This is a genomic window from Corynebacterium gallinarum (assembly GCF_014837045.1).
Lineage (GTDB): Bacteria > Actinomycetota > Actinomycetes > Mycobacteriales > Mycobacteriaceae > Corynebacterium > Corynebacterium gallinarum.
Genome location: NZ_JACSPR010000007.1, coordinates 97,171 through 115,241 on the forward strand (window position 1 = coordinate 97,171; position 18,071 = coordinate 115,241).

Annotated in this window: 13 protein-coding genes; 9 read left to right on the top strand and 4 right to left on the bottom strand. The window is 64.4% G+C overall.

Going from position 1 to position 18,071, the window contains the following annotated elements; all coding sequences use genetic code 11:
* Positions 1–129: 129 nt before the first annotated feature.
* Genes H9627_RS10580 through H9627_RS10590 form a run of 3 tightly spaced genes read left to right on the top strand, consistent with a single transcriptional unit; the run spans position 130 to position 3,897 of the window.
* Positions 130–669 (top strand): PadR family transcriptional regulator, encoded by a 540-nt coding sequence (locus H9627_RS10580; protein ID WP_191734000.1) that lies wholly within the window; start codon positions 130–132, stop codon positions 667–669.
* The gene (locus tag H9627_RS10585) at positions 662–1,336 is read left to right on the top strand and encodes an ABC transporter ATP-binding protein (protein WP_191734001.1); all 675 of its coding nucleotides are present in this window, start codon (positions 662–664) and stop codon (positions 1,334–1,336) included. Before H9627_RS10580 ends, H9627_RS10585 begins: the two co-directional genes overlap by 8 nt.
* Positions 1,333–3,897 (top strand): FtsX-like permease family protein, encoded by a 2,565-nt coding sequence (locus tag H9627_RS10590; RefSeq protein WP_191734002.1) that lies wholly within the window; start codon positions 1,333–1,335, stop codon positions 3,895–3,897. The genes H9627_RS10585 and H9627_RS10590 overlap by 4 nt, the downstream gene beginning before the upstream one ends.
* Here the strand turns inward: H9627_RS10590 and pcrA are convergent.
* Positions 3,894–6,326, bottom strand: coding sequence for a DNA helicase PcrA (gene pcrA / locus H9627_RS10595; protein WP_225213755.1), 2,433 nt, complete (start codon positions 6,324–6,326; stop codon positions 3,894–3,896). The genes H9627_RS10590 and pcrA overlap by 4 nt on opposite strands.
* 91 nt (positions 6,327–6,417) lie before the next feature.
* Here pcrA and H9627_RS10600 point away from each other — a divergent pair, with 91 nt between their 5' ends.
* The 6 genes from H9627_RS10600 to H9627_RS10625 all read left to right on the top strand — a co-directional run bounded on the left by H9627_RS10600 (position 6,418) and on the right by H9627_RS10625 (position 12,067).
* Complete coding sequence (locus H9627_RS10600) at positions 6,418–6,720, top strand: chorismate mutase (protein WP_191734003.1); 303 nt, start codon at positions 6,418–6,420, stop codon at positions 6,718–6,720.
* 71 nt (positions 6,721–6,791) lie between these two features.
* Positions 6,792–7,880, top strand: a complete 1,089-nt coding sequence (locus tag H9627_RS10605) for a baeRF3 domain-containing protein (RefSeq protein ID WP_191734004.1) — start codon at positions 6,792–6,794, stop codon at positions 7,878–7,880.
* A gap of 196 nt (positions 7,881–8,076) precedes the next feature.
* A complete protein-coding gene (pgi, locus tag H9627_RS10610; protein ID WP_191734005.1) occupies positions 8,077–9,705 on the top strand; it encodes a glucose-6-phosphate isomerase in 1,629 nt (542 codons plus the stop codon).
* A gap of 23 nt (positions 9,706–9,728) precedes the next feature.
* Positions 9,729–10,910: an MFS transporter gene (locus tag H9627_RS10615; RefSeq protein WP_191734006.1), complete on the top strand. Its 1,182-nt coding sequence runs from the start codon at positions 9,729–9,731 to the stop codon at positions 10,908–10,910.
* 9 nt (positions 10,911–10,919) lie between these two features.
* A complete protein-coding gene (locus H9627_RS10620; RefSeq protein ID WP_191734007.1) occupies positions 10,920–11,345 on the top strand; it encodes a DUF1707 SHOCT-like domain-containing protein in 426 nt (141 codons plus the stop codon).
* The gene (locus H9627_RS10625; protein WP_191734008.1) at positions 11,342–12,067 is read left to right on the top strand and encodes a DedA family protein; all 726 of its coding nucleotides are present in this window, start codon (positions 11,342–11,344) and stop codon (positions 12,065–12,067) included. Before H9627_RS10620 ends, H9627_RS10625 begins: the two co-directional genes overlap by 4 nt.
* Before the next feature lie 12 nt (positions 12,068–12,079).
* Here H9627_RS10625 and H9627_RS10630 read toward each other — a convergent pair whose 3' ends face one another.
* From H9627_RS10630 to H9627_RS10640, 3 genes are read right to left on the bottom strand one after another with little or no spacing between them, the layout of a single operon-like run.
* Entirely contained in the window at positions 12,080–12,493 is a 414-nt protein-coding gene (locus H9627_RS10630) for a YccF domain-containing protein (protein WP_191734009.1), read from the bottom strand.
* Positions 12,490–13,272 carry an Fpg/Nei family DNA glycosylase gene (locus H9627_RS10635; protein ID WP_191734010.1) on the bottom strand — a complete coding sequence of 261 codons (783 nt, stop codon included), beginning with the start codon at positions 13,270–13,272 and terminating at the stop codon, positions 12,490–12,492. The genes H9627_RS10630 and H9627_RS10635 overlap by 4 nt, the downstream gene beginning before the upstream one ends.
* Positions 13,273–13,281: 9 nt before the next feature.
* The gene (locus H9627_RS10640; protein WP_191734011.1) at positions 13,282–18,054 is read right to left on the bottom strand and encodes an ATP-dependent helicase; all 4,773 of its coding nucleotides are present in this window, start codon (positions 18,052–18,054) and stop codon (positions 13,282–13,284) included.
* Between the last annotated feature and the right edge of the window lie 17 nt (positions 18,055–18,071).

The following is an 18,071-nucleotide window of genomic DNA, read 5'->3' on the forward strand; positions in this document are numbered from 1 at the left end:
GGACCCACCTGCCCCAGCCCCGACCCAACCCCCGCCCCGTCACCCCTTGCCCTCCAATAGTTACTGGGTAACAATGAGGGTTAGTTACCAAGTAACTCATTCTTATTGCCCATTCATTTAAGGACTGCCATGTCCATCAAACACGCGCTCCTGGCGCTGCTTCTGGATGAACCCCGTTCCGCCAGTCAACTGCAGTCCCGGTTCGCCGACACCACCGCCGGGGTGTGGCCGCTCAACATCGGGCAGGTCTCCCAGACGCTCGGCCGACTCCAGCGGGACGGCCACATCGAATCCGCAGGCACCATCATCGGCCCCACCGGGCACAGCGCGGAGCGCTACCAGCTGACCGATACAGGCCGCGCCCTGGTGAATGACTGGTTCATCACGCCGGTGGTGCAGCCGGTGGCCGAACGCGATGAGCTGGTCACCAAGGTCACCCTCGCCCAGACCCGCCCGGAACTTGATCTGATCCACCTCCTGGACACCCAGCGCGCCTCCATCATGGAGGAGCTGCGCGCCCTCAACCGACGCACCCGCACCCTGCCGGATACCCGGACCACCGACCGCCTGCTCGTCGAAAAGCGCATCTTTGAGCTGGAGGCCCAGGCCCGCTGGCTCGACCGCATCGAAACCCTCCACACCCCCGAAAGCGAGAACGGCCATGAATAGTACCCAACCCGCAGCCCTGGAACTGCAGAAGGTCTCGTGCATCTTCGGCGAAGGAGCCCGACGCGTGGTCGCGCTGGACAGTGTCTCCCTCACGGTGGAGCCGGGTGAGCTGGTCGCTGTCATGGGGCCCTCCGGGTCGGGAAAATCCACCCTGCTCAATGTCGCCGGCCTGCTGCAGAAACCGACCTCCGGTCGGGTGCTTATCGACGGCGCCGATGTCTCACAACTCAGCCCCACCCGCGCGGCCCAGGCCCGCAGGACCAAGGTCGGCGTGGTGTTCCAGAACTACAACCTCGTCTCCACTCTCACCGTCGGGGAAAATGTCGGCCTCCCCCTGGAACTGGATGGTGTGGATCCGCGTGAGGCCGTGGCCGAAGCTCTCGAGGAGGTCGGACTTGCCGGACTGGCTGACCGTTTCCCCGAGGAGATCTCCGGCGGCCAGGCACAACGCGTGGCCATCGCCCGGGCCCTCATCGGCCCACGTACTGTCCTGCTGGCGGATGAACCAACCGGCGCACTGGATACCAGCACCGGTGAAGAGGTCCTGCGGGTGCTGCGCTCACGTATTGATGCCGGTGCCGCCGGTATCCTGGTGACCCACGAACCCCGCTTCGCGGCCTGGGCGGATCGCACCATCATGATGCGTGATGGGGTGATCCAGCCATGAGTTCCTTTACTGCCGCCACCCGCCCGACCCGGCGCGATGTGGTGAAACACCCCTGGCGTTCACTGGCTGCCATCATCCTCATCATGATCCCAGTGGTGCTCGCGGCCATCGGCGTGATCCACGGTGGTTCCCAGTCCAGTTCCTACTTCCTGAACAATCCCCGCACCTCCGCGACGTATCTGGGTGGGGTGTGTGAACAGAATGTCAATGGCTATTTGTCCGAGTGTGAGGGTGAGCCGGATACGCAGAGTTCTGAGTATGAGTTATTGCGTCAGAACATCCCGGAGGGATTCACCGTCGCATTGTCCCTCAGCGGCACGATCGAAGCCACTTTTGGTGACCAGTCTGCAAACCTCTACTTCACTCAGACCACAGCTGAAATGGCCCCGGAACCGGGTGAGGCATTTGTGCCCCAGCGGTTCCTGGACACCCTCGGTGCAGAGGTCGGCGACACCATCACCCTGGCCAACGGTGCCCAGGTCACTGTGTCTGCGGTGACCCCGTCTGGCACGACGGTGTTTCCCGAGCCCACGGTCACGTCCCTGGAAGACTATTCGGGTCTGGCCGATAACGATCTCTACGGCAACTACGGGGGCTCCTGGGCTATCACCGGCCCGGAGGCCTTCACCTGGGATGATGTGTTGGCACTCAACGCCGTGGGCTTCACGGTGACATCCCGTGATGTGATTGACAATCCCCCGCCTGCGGATCAGGTGGCGTTTGAAGAACAATCTGCACCCTATTCACCCAGTTTGTGGGATTATCTCGGGTGGGCCCTCTGGTTCGTGCCCATGGCCATCATGGCCTTCCTCATCCTGATGCTCATCTCGCCGGTGTTCACCATCTCTGTTTCCCGGCAGACCCGTAACTTCGCCCTGTTGGCTTCCCAGGGGGCGACTCCCCGGCATATCCGTTGGGCAGTGCTCATGTACGGCCTGTTCGCAGGGCTGGTGGGTGCCACCCTCGGCCTGTTCCTCGGCACCGTCGGAGCGGCTGCATGGTGGTCAGCAACCTACCCGGCCTGGCCCGTGGTCATCGACTGGCACTGGCTGCTGCTGGTGTGGGGGCTGGCGGTGGTCGGCTCCACGGCTGCTGCCTTCCTGCCGGCCTTCATCGCTGGACGCTCCAGCATCATCCGGGGTGTGCAGGGCGGTGAGGCAGACCGCATCATGCGTTGGCGGAAATGGATGACGATCGGGCCGGTGTCGCTGGTGATCCTGGGACTGATGTTTTTGTACCTTCAGCTCACCGATGACGCAGGTTCTCCGCAGATCTATTCCGACAGTGTCTATGTCCCGTGGCGGGAGGCCCTGCGTAGCTTCGGAACACTCTTCGCGGTTATTGCAGTGGTGGCTTCCGCACCCATGATGGTGTGGTTGCTGGGTCACCTGAAGGGCGCACTCGCAGTGCGGCTGGCCGCCCGCGATCTGTTGCGCCAGTCCATGAGATCCATCCCGGCTGTTGCGGCCCTGGCCGGTGTCATCTTCATCGCCACCACCCTGATGGTGTCTGCCGGTGCAGAGTCGGAGAAATCCACTGCGGCTACGGACTCCGTCTACCCGCAGGGCACTATGTTTCTCTCGCTGGATAATGGCATTGAATCCGATCTGGATGCCGCGGTGGCCCAGGTAGATGCGCAACTTGATGGTGTTCAGCGCATCGATGTCTACGGGCACCGCGATCTGGATACCTGGCTGGAGGCTGATGGCTTTACTTTCGGCTACTCAGGTGACCGCGACTGGGTTTATCCCATCAGTGATTCCCTCGGTGGCACCATCAGCATCGCATCACCGGAACTGATGGACTTCTTCAATGTGGATGACGCTGATCTGGGCGGGCGGGCAGTTCTGATATCTTCCCTGGATGAACAGGTGCAGGATATAAGACTGCAGGTGAATAGGTACGACAACCGCAGCTACGACACTGAGGTTATCGCTTCCACTCTGGTGGATACCCGCCCGGTTCTGCCTCCCCTCGCCGGTGACCGTCTAGTCACCGAGGAGGCTTTTGCTGACCTGGGTCTGGAACGCAGTTATCTGGGTGCGGTGCTGGTGCACGGCGAGCCAATCAACAGCAGTGATACCCAGGAAATCCAGGATTTCTTCCGGGATACCGCCGGTGTGGGTCTGAGTTTCCCCACCTGGAATTCGGATCAGAATCGGGACAGTCTGCTATGGGCTGCCGCCATCACAGGGCTGATGATCGCGGTGATGGCACTGGTGCTGGCCCTGTCTTCCCAGCAGATCCGTCGACAGCGGATCGTGCTGGAGGCCGTGGGTGCCGCACCGACCCTGAGCAGGTGGTCCAATGCCCTTTTCGGTGCGCTGTGTGCCCTCGGCGCAGCCCTGCTGGGACTGATCACCGGCCATGTCGGGGCTGCCCTCACGGGATCATTGTCCCAGGTCAATGAGGACGGGGTGACCACCTTCTATGGCTCACTCCAGTTCATCGAACCGCTCTGGCCGATGATCCTGGGCACCCTGGTGATCGCCCCGCTGATCACCGCTGCCATTGGGTGGGCGTTCACCCCGACGGTGGAACTGTCGGAATATCGGGACTAGAGCTTCTCCATCGGCACGCCACCGATGAGCATGAGGCGCACCTTGCCGGCGGAACCGAAGTCGATGGTCACCGTCGCCCTCGGCCCGCTGCCATCGGCGGCGAGGACGGTACCCAGTCCGTACTTGTCATGATTGACGCGGTCGCCGACAGCCAGATCCAGCTCCTTGTTCCGGGTCATCTTGGTGGGGATGCTCGGACGGCTCGGGGTGGTCTTCCTGGTTTGGGCCCCGTATCCACCGGAGGAATAACCACCACCATAGGACGAACCTGAGGGTGCCCACGCTGATCCGAAGGAGTTGGTGGGTTCCTCCCGGCGCCACTCGATGAGGCCCTCAGGAACCTCCTGCAGGAAGCGGGAGGCCGGGTTGGTCACCGGGTTACCCCACGAGCTGCGCAGCATCGCCCGGGTGACGTAGAGCCGCTGGCGGGCACGGGTGATACCCACGTACGCCAGGCGACGTTCCTCCGCCAGTTCCTTGGCATCACCGAGCGAGCGCAGATGCGGGAACTGCCCGTCCTCCCAACCGGTGAGGAACACCACCGGGAACTCGAGCCCCTTGGCGGTGTGCAGGGTCATGAGCGTGACCACGCCCTGTTCGTTGTCGGGGATCTGATCGGCATCCGCGACCAGCGAGACCCGTTCCAGGAAGGCCTGGAGGCTGCCCGGTATGGGTTCGCTGTCATCCAGCTCCGGTTCGCTGCCGTCCATGGTGTCATAGGCCATGCGGTTGGCGGCATCGGAGGAGAACTCCCGGGCCACCGAGACCAGCTCGTTGAGGTTATCCAGGCGCGCACCGTCCTGGGGATCGTTGGAAGCCTCCAGTTCGGCCTTGTACCCGGTGATATCCAGGATGCGGCTGATCACCTGGCCGATGTCGGGCATGCCCGTGACCTCGTTGACCATGGAGGGCAGTTCGGCGCGCAGCGTGTCCATCAGTTCATTGAACTTCGCCACCGCATTGCGGCCACGCCCCCCGAGCAGCTCCACGTTGCCGGCGGCGGCGTCGACAAGCGCCTGGCCGAAACCGATGCGGTTGTTCTCGGCGTGCAGGGCCACGAACGCCTGGGCGCGGTCACCGATGCCGCGTTTCGGGGTGTTGATGATCCGGCGCAGGTTGACGGTGTCCTCCGGGTTCTCCAGGACCCGCAGGTAGGCGATGATGTCACGGATCTCCTTGCGCTCATAGAATTTGGTGCCACCGACCACCTTGTAGGGCACACCCGTGCGGATGAACACCTCCTCCAGCGCGCGGGAGGAGTTGTTGGTGCGGTACATGATCGCCATGTCCGAGTAACTCAGGCCGCGGTCCGCCAGCTCGTCGATCTCCGAGGCAATGAATCGGGCCTCATCATGTTCATTGTCGGCGACATACCCGATGATCTTCTCGCCCTCCCCCAGGGCTGTCCACAGGTTCTTCGGCCGGCGGTTCTCGTTCTGGGAGATCACCGCATTGGCTGCCGAGAGGATGGTCTGGGTGGAACGGTAATTCTGTTCCAGGAGGATGGTGCGCGCATCGGTGAAGTCGCGCTCGAACTCCTCGATGTTGCGGATGGTCGCACCACGGAAGGCGTAGATCGACTGATCGGAATCACCCACCACACACAGTTCGGCGGGATCCTGGTCCGGGCGGCCCACCAGGGTGGCGATCAGCTGGTACTGCGCGTGGTTGGTGTCCTGGTACTCGTCGATGAGCACATGGCGGAAACGACGACGGTAGTGATCCGCCACCTGCGGGTGCTCGGTGAAGATGCGCACAACCTCACCGATGAGGTCATCGAAGTCGACGGCGTTGGCGCGACGCAGACGCTGCTGGTATTCCACATACACCCGTGCGACAACCGTCTCGAAGGGGTTGTGGGTGCGCTCGGCATCGGCGAGTGCCTCCGATGGGGTGATCAACTCATTCTTCAGATTGGAGATCGCCGAGGCCAGGGTGCGGGCGGAGAACTTCTTGATGTCCAGCTCCAGATCCTTGGCGATCATGGTGAGCAGACGGCGCGAGTCATCCGAATCATAGATGGTGAAATTGGTGTTCAGGCCCTGCACCAGCTGTGCCTGCTGACGCAGGATGCGCACACACACCGAGTGGAAGGTGGCCACCCACATCCGCTGCGCAACCGGCCCCACCAGATCGGCCACGCGCTCACGCATCTCCGCGGCCGCCTTGTTGGTGAAGGTGATGGCCAGGATCTGCTGGGGGTGCACACCCCGGTATCTCATCAGGTAGGCGATGCGGCGGGTGAGCACCGCGGTTTTACCCGAACCTGCACCGGCCACGATGAGCAGTGGCGAACCAATGTGTTCGACGGCGGCCTTCTGCTGTTCATTGAGTCCGGAGGTCAGCTCAGCTCCGGCACCGGCACCCGCGTCCGGGGTCACACCGGCGGCGGAGGGGTTCTGGGCAAAGGGATTGTGTGCAGTATTCATCACCCCTCCAACGTACTAGGTGGGGTGGACACCACCACCCCAGCGGTGGTCAGGGTCATGGATTTATCGGGGCCATGGCAGAATAGTTCCCATGACTAATGCGGATGAGAACTTCGATATCAGAATGCCGTCAGGCACCGACGACCCCCTCTCTGATGCGGAGATCCAGAAGTACCGTGAGGAGATCGACCGTCTCAACCGTGAGATCCTCGATGCGGTGAAACGTCGCACCAAAATTGCTCAGGCCATCGGCAAGACCCGTATGGAATCAGGGGGTACCCGTCTGGTGCACACCCGTGAGGTGGCCATCATCAACCAGTTCCGTGATGAGATCGGTGAGGAAGGCCCGGCCCTGGCCGCCATTCTGCTGCGCATGGGCCGCGGAAAGCTGTAGAACAGCCCCCTGTGATGCCGGGTGGCGACAAAACTATGTCGTGACGCTGATCACTTAGGTAGGGTCAGGTTATGGATACCCGAAACATCATCAAGCACTCTGATCCGATCCGACATGATGACCTGCGGAGCCTGGCCAAGCAGTCGGGCCCCACCGTGTCCTTCGTGATTCCAACCCACCGCGGTGGTGCTGAGAAATTCACCGACTCCCAGCGGTTGCGTCCCCTGATGGAGGAGGCCCGTGAAATCCTGGCCCAGCAGTACCCGGATGTTGATGCCGACGCTCTTTTGAAGCCTGTGGTCACCCTGATCAAGGACGAAGCCTTCTGGCTGACCCAGTGCGATGGCCTGGCCATCTTCGCCACGCCGGAGGGAACCCGCCATTTCCGCCTGGACCACAGTTTCACCCCCCAGGTCACCGTCGGTGATCACCCCAACCTGCGCCCCGTCCTGTCGCTGGTCACCAATGATCTGGAGTTCCTCCTGCTGGCCCTGAGCCAGAACAAGGTGCGTCTCTTCGCCGCGGACCGTGCCACCATCACCCCACTGCCCCTGGAGGACATCCCCGGTTCAGCCGAGGAGGTCAAGGGCGCTGCGGTCAATGAGCCACGGATCCAGCACCAGACGTCCCACGGCGCCGGCCCTGCACACGGCACCGGCCCCCGTGAACACAATGTGCTCAGCGGTTTCCTCCAGAACGTGGGCAAGAACGTGGAGAAGCGTTTCACCAACGACAAACGCCCCATGGTCCTGGCCGCGGTGGATGAGCACCAGGGTGCCCTGAGGGACCAGTTCAAGACCGTCACCCTGTTGGACTCCATCGTCTCCGGCAACCCGGACCGCGTGAGTGAGCTGGATCTGCATGCCGCGGCGTGGCCGCTGGTGAAGGAGGAATCCATCCGCAGGCACGACCACCTCGTCGACCGTCTCTCGGAGGCACTCGGCACCGGCCTGGCCACCAATGATCCCGAGCTGATCATGACCGAGTCCATGACCGGCCGTGTCGAGACCCTCATCCTCGCCGATCGTGCGCTGGAGAACCACCCGCGCAGCGTGGAGCTTGATGCCGCGATCTCCAACACCCTCATCAACAGCGGTCGGGTCGACACCGTTCCCGAGTTGCCCGGCAACCATGCGGCAGGCGCCATCTTCCGCCACTAGCTGCCAGCCCGCAACGCCAGCCCACAGCACCAGCCCACCCCAGTTCACGATTTCCGGGGTGGGCTGTCGCGCGTCGTCACGCTCCCGCCGGGGACGGTGGGGCGGGGAACTGGCTCGCTCTAACCCTGCGCAGCCACCGTGATCCGCGCTAACCTGACAGGTATCCCCTTTACCCCCGTCTCACCGAGGAGTTTTCATGGCGAACGACATCACGACCACCGCGGCCTGGCAATCACTGACCGAACGGCATGAGGCCTTCCAGGGCACCACCCTGCGTGAACTCTTCCAGGACGGAGGGCGGGCGGAGAAGCTGACCTTCGACGCGGCCGGTCTGCGGGTGGACCTGTCCAAGAACCTGCTTGACGACGCCATCCTCACCGACCTCATCTCACTCGCCGAGCAGTCCGGCCTCAAGGACCGCATCGAGGCCATGTTCCGTGGCGAGCACATCAACAACACCGAGGACCGCGCCGTCCTCCACACCGCGCTTCGTCTCCCGGTCGAGGAACACCTCGAGGTCGACGGTCAGGATGTCGCCGCCGATGTCCACGAGGTCCTGGGGCGTATGCGTGACTTCGCCACCGCGCTGCGCTCCGGTGCGTGGCTCGGTTACACCGGGCGGACCATTAAGAAGGTCGTCAACATCGGTATCGGCGGATCCGACCTGGGTCCGGCCATGGCCACCAAGGCCCTGCGTGCCTACGCCACCGCCGGCATCACCGCGGAGTTCGTCTCAAACGTCGACCCGGCCGACATGGTCTCCGTCCTGGAGGACCTGGATGCCGAATCCACCCTGTTTGTCATCGCCTCCAAGACCTTCACCACCCAGGAGACCCTGGCCAACGCCAACGCCGCCAAGAACTGGCTCATCGAACAGCTCGGTTCCGAGGAGGCTGTGTCCAAGCACTTCGTGGCCGTGTCCACCAACGCCGAGAAGGTCACCGCCTTCGGCATCGACCCGGAGAACATGTTCGGGTTCTGGGACTGGGTGGGCGGCCGCTACTCCGTGGACTCCGCGGTCGGCCTGTCCCTCATGGCGGTCATCGGCCCGCGTGACTTCATGCGTTTCCTCGGTGGTTTCCGTGCCATGGATGAGCACTTCCGTGACACCGACTTCGCCGGAAACGTCCCGGTCCTCATGGCGCTGCTGGGTGTCTGGTACACCGACTTCCTCGGCGCGGAGACCCACGCGGTGCTCCCCTACTCCGAGGATCTCTCCCGGTTCGCCGCCTACCTCCAGCAGCTGACCATGGAATCCAACGGCAAGTCCGTGCGTCGCGACGGTTCCCCCGTGACCACCGGCACCGGCGAGATCTACTGGGGTGAGCCCGGCACCAACGGCCAGCACGCCTTCTTCCAGCTCATCCACCAGGGCACCCGCCTCATCCCGGCGGATTTCATCGGTTTCGCCCGCCCGAAGCAGGATCTGCCCGCCGGTGAGAAATCCATGCACGATCTGCTCATGAGCAACTTCTTCGCCCAGACCAAGGTGCTGGCCTTCGGCAAGACCGCCGAGGAGATCACCGCGGAGGGTGTGGCCGCCGACCTGGTTAACCACAAGATCATGCCGGGCAATCGTCCCACCACCACCATCCTCGCCGAGGAACTCACCCCGGCGGTGCTCGGTGCCCTGATTGCGCTCTACGAGCACATTGTCTTCGTCCAGGGTGTCATCTGGGACATCAACTCCTTCGACCAGTGGGGCGTGGAGCTGGGCAAACAGCAGGCCAGCGACCTGGCACCGGCCGTGTCCGGTGACGTGGAGGTCGACTCGGGTGACTCCTCCACCGACGCGCTGATCAGGTGGTACCGCACAAACCGATAGGTAATCCCTTACGATCGGAGGGTGTGAGATATCCCCGATTGATGGCCCTGACCGCCATCGCCCTGACCGCAACCAATCTGCGCACCGCCATCACGGCCCTCGCGCCACTGGTTCCGGAGATCCAGGACGATCTGGGGGTCGGGGCCTCGTTGTTCGGCGTGCTGGGGATGATCCCCACCGCCATGTTCGCCATCGCCGCCTTCGCCCTGCCCGGTCTGAAATCGCGGTTCACCACCTCCCAGCTGCTGATGATGGCGATGCTCATCACTGCTGTCGGGCAGGTCCTCCGCGTACTGGGTGGCCCCACCAGTCTGGTCGGAGGGTCGGTGCTGGCCTTGTTCGCCATCGGCATCACCAACGCGCTGCTGCCACTGGCCGTGCGGGAGTACTTCCCCAACCGGGTGGGTGCCATGTCCACGACCTACCTGACTACCTCCCAGGTAGCCCAGTCGCTGGCCCCGGTGGTGGCGGTCCCCCTCTCCGTGTGGGCGACCCAGATGGGTCTGACCGGGTGGCGGTGGTCCCTGGGGTCCTGGGCGCTGCTCGGGCTGGTGGCCGCACTGACCTGGCTGCCCCTTCTGACTACCCCGGCACCCCGGACGGGCGTAGCCACCCCGGTGCCGGCGATGCGGATCCCCGTGTGGAAAACACCGGTCGGGATCGGCCTGGGGTTGATGTTCGGGTTCACCTCGTTCGCCACCTACTCCCTGATGACCTTCCTGCCCCAGATGGTCACCGACCCCGCCCTGGGTGCGGCCCTGCTCGGCTGGTGGTCGCTGCTGGGCATCCCCCTCAACATCATCGGACCGTGGGTGGCCTCGCGCATGCGCAACCCCTACCCCGTCCTGGTCATCTCCTCCATGGTGTTCCTGATCGGCAATGCCGGTCTGTGTTTCGCACCGATGGCCGCACCCTGGTTGTGGACCACCCTGTCCGGTCTGGGGCCCCTCGCCTTCACGATGGCGCTGACCCTGATCAATGTGCGGGCACGCACCACCGCGGGTGCTACGGCACTGAGTTCCTTCGGTCAGGGACTGGCCTACACAATCGCATGCACGGGGCCGTTGCTCACCGGTATCATCGTGGACATCACCGGTGGTTTTTCCATGGTCTTCATTCTCTTTCTCGTGGCAACAGCATGTGTGCTCGGTGGTGGTTTCTTCGCAACCCGTCAGGTTCATGTGGAAGACCAGGCAAGAGACTAGGAGTTTCCCGTGGGTTCAAAAGACAGCCGTCTCAATTCTTATGACAGGACCGCTGCCAGGCGTACGCTCGATCTGCATCTGAAGAACGGCAGGCTGACCGCCGAGGAGCATGAGACCAAGAAGCTCCTGATCGCGGTGGCAGATGACATCACTGACCTGGAACGGATCTTCAAGGATCTGGGTGACATGCCCCGGACCACCCGCCCGCCCAGTGCTTTCCAGCAGGTGCGCGGGCGTCAGTTGTCCACCCTGGATATCGTCTGTCTCGCCGTATTCTTCGTGTTTATGGGGATCATCCGTTTTGTCTTCCATGTGGAATGGCACATGTTCGCATTCTTCGGGATTTTCCTGGTCCCCATGATTCCCCGCCTCATTGTGGATATGAGGCGGGAGGAGGAGATCGTCTATTACGAGTCTGAAAGTAGGAATAAGTGATCATTGATTGGGTCATCCGCGTCATGGAGGCGCTCGGAGCGCCGGGCGTGGGAATCGCTGTCTTCCTGGAGAACGTCTTCCCGCCGATACCCAGTGAATTGGTCCTCCCCCTGGCAGGTTTCACCGCCTCCCAGGGGGAATTCAACGTGTGGGCGGCATTGATCGCTTCGGTGATCGGTTCTGTCTCCGGTGCGTATCTGCTGTACTACGTCGGACAGGCCTTCGGTGCGGAGCGCCTGCGACGGATCGCCGACTGGATGTGGCTGGTGGAGGCCAAGGATGTCGATGACGCCCTGGCCTGGTTCGACAAGTACGGCACCTGGTCGGTGTTCTTCGGGCGTCTGGTCCCCGGTGTGCGCAGTCTCATCTCCATCCCGGCGGGCATCGACCGCATGAATCCCCTCGTCTTCGGTGCCCTGACCACGGTGGGCTCCCTCCTCTGGAACACCATCCTGATCTGGGCCGGTGTGTGGCTGGGTGAGGAGTGGGAGACGGTGACCCGCGCCTTCGAGAGTTATTCCTCCGTGGTCTATGTCCTCATCGCGCTGGTGCTCGTCGGCGTGGTCCTGTACCTGCTGAGGCGACACAACAAACGCCTCAGGAAAGACCCGACGGGGGAATCCACTGACACCACCACCGAAGGAACCACGGGGGATGCCGTGACCGATCCCACCGGAGGGTCCTCCGATTCCGGTGCCGGGTCCACCCGCCGGCAGCGGTAGATCCCGGGGGATCTACAACCTGATCATCGGTTCATAACCGACGGGGATGCGGTCATTGTCCACGATGTGCTTGCCGAAGGGGAAGCAGGTCACGGGGATCATCTTGATGTTGGCGATGGCCAGGGGGATACCGATGATGGTGATGGCCTGGGCCGCGGCGGTGGTGATGTGGCCGATGGCCAGCCACAGTCCGGCGACGATGAACCAGATGACGTTGGAGATCGCGGACAGACCATTGCCACCATGGGTCTTGCGGACCACGGTCCGGCCGAATGGCCACAGTGCGTAGTTGGCCATGCGGAAACTCGCGATGCCCGCCGGGATGGTCACGATGAAGATGCAGGCGATGACGCCGAACAGGACATACCCGAGGGCCAGCCAGATGCCACCGAAGAGTAACCAGATGATGTTCAGGAGGAGTCTCATGGGCCCGATAGTAGTGGCTGGCAGCGCGGGCACCACCAGATGATCCGATCCCCCAGCTCAGCGTTGACGATGCGGGTTCCACAGCGTCGGCAGGGCTTGTTGTTGCGCCCGAAGACATAGCTGGATTCCCCGGCGCGGCGGACCCCGGTGGTCACCCGGATCGGCGAATTGCGGTTCTCCCACATCAAGCGACGGGTGAGGTGGAGGGTCCTGTCGATGTCCACCAGGGCCACCGGTGTGGCGGGGTGGACACCCATGAGGAAGCAGATCTCGGCGCGGTACTCATTGCCCACCCCTGCCAGGTTGGACTGGTCGAGCAGTGCCTCACCGATGGGGCGTGTCGGGCGGGCGAGGATATTGGCCTTCGCCTGCTCCAGGTCGAATTCGGGGGCCAGGACATCAGGGCCGAGGTAGGCCACCCGGTCGGGGTAGTCGCTGATGTGGAAGACCTTGACAAAGCCCAGTGAATGCCCGACCACCTCGATGGTCTCCTCCCCAGACAGGTCGAGGACGACGCGGGCGGTGTGGCCGGGTTTGCGCCACCGGTCACCCTTGCGGTGGATGGACCAGGTGCCCTCCATCTTGAGGTGGGTGTGCAGGATCTCCTCACCGAACTGCATGAACAGGTGCTTGCCGTACGGCCAGACCCGGTGCACGGTACGCCCGGTGAAATCATGCAGTGCCACCGACGGCACACGCAGCGAGGTGGCCAGCACCTCCCGCCCCCTCATGAACTGGAGGCGGCGGGACAACTGGAATACGGAATCACCCTCTGGCATGTCTTCAGGTTAACGCCGTCCGAAGCCACCGCGAAAAGGCCTGTTGTTCCCGCGTTGGTAGGGCGATCCCCCAGGCGATCGCCCCGGTGGGTCGAAGGGGATGGGATCGTCGAAGGACAGGGTTTCATCATCGGCCTGTGGGGGCAGGCCCGGCACCGGGGGTGCGTCGACCATGGCGCGCGAACCCACGCTCCGTCCCCCTGCGCGCGTGTCCTGCGCTGGCGTCGCCCCCGACCTGAACCGCATGCCGCGCGGCGTGATGGAGGCGCCCGCGGCGCGGAAGGCTGGCAGGTGGGGGGACTCGAAGACGGATTCGCCGTTGATCTTCTCCACCACCAGTTTCTCCTGGGTGGCGAGTGCCCGGGCGACATGAGCGATCTCCTCGGTGAACAGGGTCAGTGTGCGCCCGCCGCGGGTGAGGTGGGCCAGCAGCAGTCCGTCGGCGATGACCACGGTGGCACCGGCTGCCCGGCTGGGTCCCTGTTCAGGCCACGGCAGGGCGGCACCATAGGGGTTGGCGGGATCGGCAGCGGCGATGAGGTAGACCTCGGGGTCGGTGGTGCCGGAGGGCCAGCCCTCCACATCCGGGGAGTCATCCAGGCCACGGAGGCGGTCGATGATGGCCGGGGTGGAGAACTGTGCCGCGCCGAGGCCCTCGATGAGATAACCGCGCATGGCCTTGCCGCTCTCCTCGAATCCGGAGAGCACCTTGTAGGCCAGGGCGAAACCACCGATGACATCCTCGGCTACCACACTGCCCCGGGTGACCACACCGTAGCGGTCCAGCCACGCCTCACCGTGGGCGAGTGACCGGGTGGTGGCATCGAGTGCCGGGCGCACCGACAGCGACCACCGCCCCCGCATATCCGGTGGTGAGGATTCCGTCTGGGCGAAGGAGGTGCGTCCCATCCGCAGCCTGGAGCGGTTGGGGCGTCGTTTGGCGCGGTGGGCGGTGGTGCCGGAGGCCAGCCGCGCGCGGATCGGGGCGAAGGAATCCGGGCTGACCAAACCGGCCTCCACCAGACCCCAGAGCGCCTCGCGCAGCTGCTCCGGGGAGATGCGTCCGGTGATCAGGCCCAGATCCTCACCGGTGACATCGGCGAGGATGTCCGCGAACCGGAACCCACCACCGGGGGCAAGCACCTCGAGCACGGATTCCTGCAGCGCGGTCAACCCGGTGGTCACCGGTTCCGGCATGAGCTGGGCGGCGTAGTCTGCGGGCAGCAGCATGATCCACGGATCCTGCGACCCGGCCTGCCCCGCGCCGACCACCAGCACCTCCCCGCTGGCAGTGAGTTCATCCAGGTGTAACGGGGTGTAGTCCCCCACCCGGCGCGGCAGCACGAGATCCTCCCACGCGCTGGCCGGCAGACGGACCCCGGCGAGCTGTTCGATGACGGCGAAGGTGCCGTCGACACCGCGCAGGGTGGGATGCTTGTCGACGCCGGCCACCTGCTGCCAGTCCAGCAGGAACCGGGCGAACGCGGACTGGGAGACCGGCTTGGTCTGTTGGCGCGCGATCGCCAGGCTCCGGCTGCGGATGCGGCGCAGCACCTCGGTGGCGCAGTATTCCTGTTCCTGCACACCCTGCCGGTAGCGGCCCTGCACCACGTCGGCGTTGCGCAGCGCGGTGTGGGCGGTGGCGATACCCAGGCCGAAGGCATCGGCCAGGTCCTGCGCCACGAAGGGGCCACGGGTGCGCACCCACCGGTTGACCAGCTGTTCGAGGGCGTCGGTGATGGTCTCCACCTGGGCGGGCACGCCGGGTGGGACGGGCACCCCGAGGGCGTCGCGAAGCAGCGGGGCGTCGAGCACCTGAGCCAGGTGCGGGCGTCCGTTGATGCGCACCGTCATCGCACGGTCGCCCAGGTCCGGGTCGTCGAAACTGATGTGCTCGCCCAGTTCCTCCAGGGGGATGGGCCCCAGGATGCGCAGGCTGTCGGCCAGTTCCTCATTGTTGCGGGCCCGACGCTCACCCTTTCGCTGCAGCTGGGTGTGGATCTCCTCGATGACATCAGGGTCCAGCAGCTGACGCAGCTCCACCTCACCGAGCAGCTTCGCCAGCAGCGAGGGGTCCAACGCGAGTGCCGCGGCGCGTTTCTCCGCCAGGGGGGAATCCCCCTCGTACATGAAGGCACCGGTGTAATTGAACAGCAGCGAGGAGGAGAACGGACTCGGCTGCTGGGTGGTCACCTCGGCGATGCGCACCTTGCGCAGCTGCAGATCCCCCACCAACTCCTTCAGGGCGGGCAGATCATAGACATCCTGGAGGCACTCACGCACCGTCTCCAGGATGATCGGGAAACTCGGGTACTTCCGGGCCACGTCCAGCAGCTGGGCCGCCCGTTGGCGCTGCTGCCACAGGGGTGCGCGTTTACCCGGATTACGGCGTGGCAGCAGCAGGGCACGCGCCGCACATTCCCGGAACCTACTGGCGAACAGCGCCGAGTTACCGACCTGCTCGGTGACGGTCTTCTCCACCTCATCGGCGTCGAACATGAACAGTGATGCAGCGGGTTCCTCATCACCCTCCGGCAGGCGCAGCACGATGCCGTCATCACCGGCCACCGCCTGGGCGTCCATCCCAGTGAGCTCCGCGATTCTCGCCCCGATGGCCAGGGCCCACGCGGCGTTGACACCGCGGCCGTAGGGGGTGTGCAGGACAATGCGCCAGTCCCCCAGCTCATCCTTGAACCGCTCCAGCACGAGCGTCTTCTCATCGGGCAGGATGCCGGTGGCCTCCTCCTGTTCACGCAGGTAGGTCACCAGGTTGTCATGGGCCCACCCCTCCAGTCCGGAGGTGGTGGGATCGGCGAGAACCCGGCGTCGATAAGCACCCAGGGCGCGGCCCAGCTCGGCGGGCCGACCCGCCTGGTCACCGGTCCAGAAGGGCAACCTGCCCGTATGCCCCGGCGCGGGCGTGACCAGCACCTGATCACGCGTGATCTCCTCGATGCGCCAACTCGACGCACCGAGGGTGAACACATCACCCACCCGCGATTCATAGACCATCTCCTCATCGAGTTCACCCACGCGCCGGGGCGTGCCCTCCCCGCCCATGAGGAACACACCGAACATGCCGCGGTCCGGGATGGTGCCACCACTGGTCACCGCGACCCGCTGCGCGCCGGGGCGCCCCTCGAGCATGCCGGAAACCCGGTCGAAGACCACGCGCGGGCGCAGCTCGGCGAAATCCGTCGACGGATAGACACCACTGACCAGGTCAATCACCGAGTCGAAGACATCCCGGTCCAGCTCGCGGTAGGGGTACGCGCGGCGGACAGTGTCGAACCAGTCATCGACGTGGGCATCCGTGATCGCGGTGGCCGCCACGGTCTGCTGCGCCAGCACATCCAGCGCATTCATGGGCACCTTCAGCTCCTCGATCAGCCCCTGCGTCATCCGCTCGACGGTGATCGCGGTCTGGACCAGGTCGGAGCGGTGCTTGGGGTAGAAGGAGCCTGTCGACGTCGCACCCACCGAGTGCCCGGCGCGGCCAACGCGCTGCAGCCCGCTGGCCACCGACGGGGGCGACTCCACCTGCACGACCAGGTCGACGGCACCCATGTCGATGCCGAGTTCCAGGGAGGAGGTGGCCACCACCGCCTTGAGGGTGCCCTCCTTGAGCATGGTCTCGGTCATGGCGCGTTCATCCTTGGATACCGAACCGTGGTGGGCACGCGCGATCACCGCCGGGGCCTGCCCCACCTCATCGGCGGAGACCATCACCTGCGCCGGCGGGCGACGGCGCTCCGCGGACAGCGACTCCGGATCGTGCTCCAGGGCCCAGATCTCATTGAGACGGCTGGTCAGGCGTTCTGCCGTGCGACGCGAATTGACGAACACCAGGGTGGACCTGGCCGACATCACCTGGTTGTACACCTGATGCTCGATGAACGGCCAGATGGAACCCTGCGTGGGCAGGGCGGATTCCGCCTCACCGGGGCCGGCCAGACCGAGGGGATCATCAATGACGTATTCACCGATGGTGGATCCCGGTTCCTGCACGGGCAGATCCGACATGTCCTCCACTGGGACGGTGACGGTGAGAGCCCACTTCTTCTCCGAGGGTGGGGCCACAATGGTCACAGGACGGTCCCCACCGAGGAACTGTGCAACACGTTCCAGGGGCCGGACCGTGGCGGACAGGCCAACACGCTGGATCGGCCGGGCAACGAGTTTCTCCAGGCGTTCCAGGGTCAGTGCCAGGTGCACACCGCGTTTGGTGCCCGCCATCGCGTGGATCTCATCGATGATCACCACATCCACATCCTTGAGGATGGCCCCGGCCTTCGAGGTGAGCATGAGGTAGGCGGATTCCGGGGTGGTGATGAGGATGTCCGGGGGTTTGCGCACCTGGCGGGTCCGCTCGGCGGCAGGGGTGTCGCCCGAACGGACACCGACGGTGATGTTGGGCACATCCAGCCCCATGCGGGAGGCGGTGCGGGCGATGCCGGTCAGGGGTGCCCGGAGGTTATTCTCGATATCCACACCCAGCGCCTTCAGGGGCGAGATGTAGAGCACCTTGACGTGACGCCCCTCCACCGGGGTGGGGCTGCCGGTGTCCAGAACCGTCTGACCTGTCTGTTCCACCAGCGAGTTCAGTGCCCACAGGAAGGCCGCGAGGGTTTTACCGGAACCGGTGGGTGCCACCACGAGGGCGTTCTCCCCATCGGCCACCGCGCGCCAGGTCCCCTCCTGCACGGGGGTGGGGGCTTCGAAGACGTCCCGGAACCACTCCGACACCTGGGGACGGAACCTGGAGAGAATGCTGTTGGCCATGCCCCAATGTAACCAAA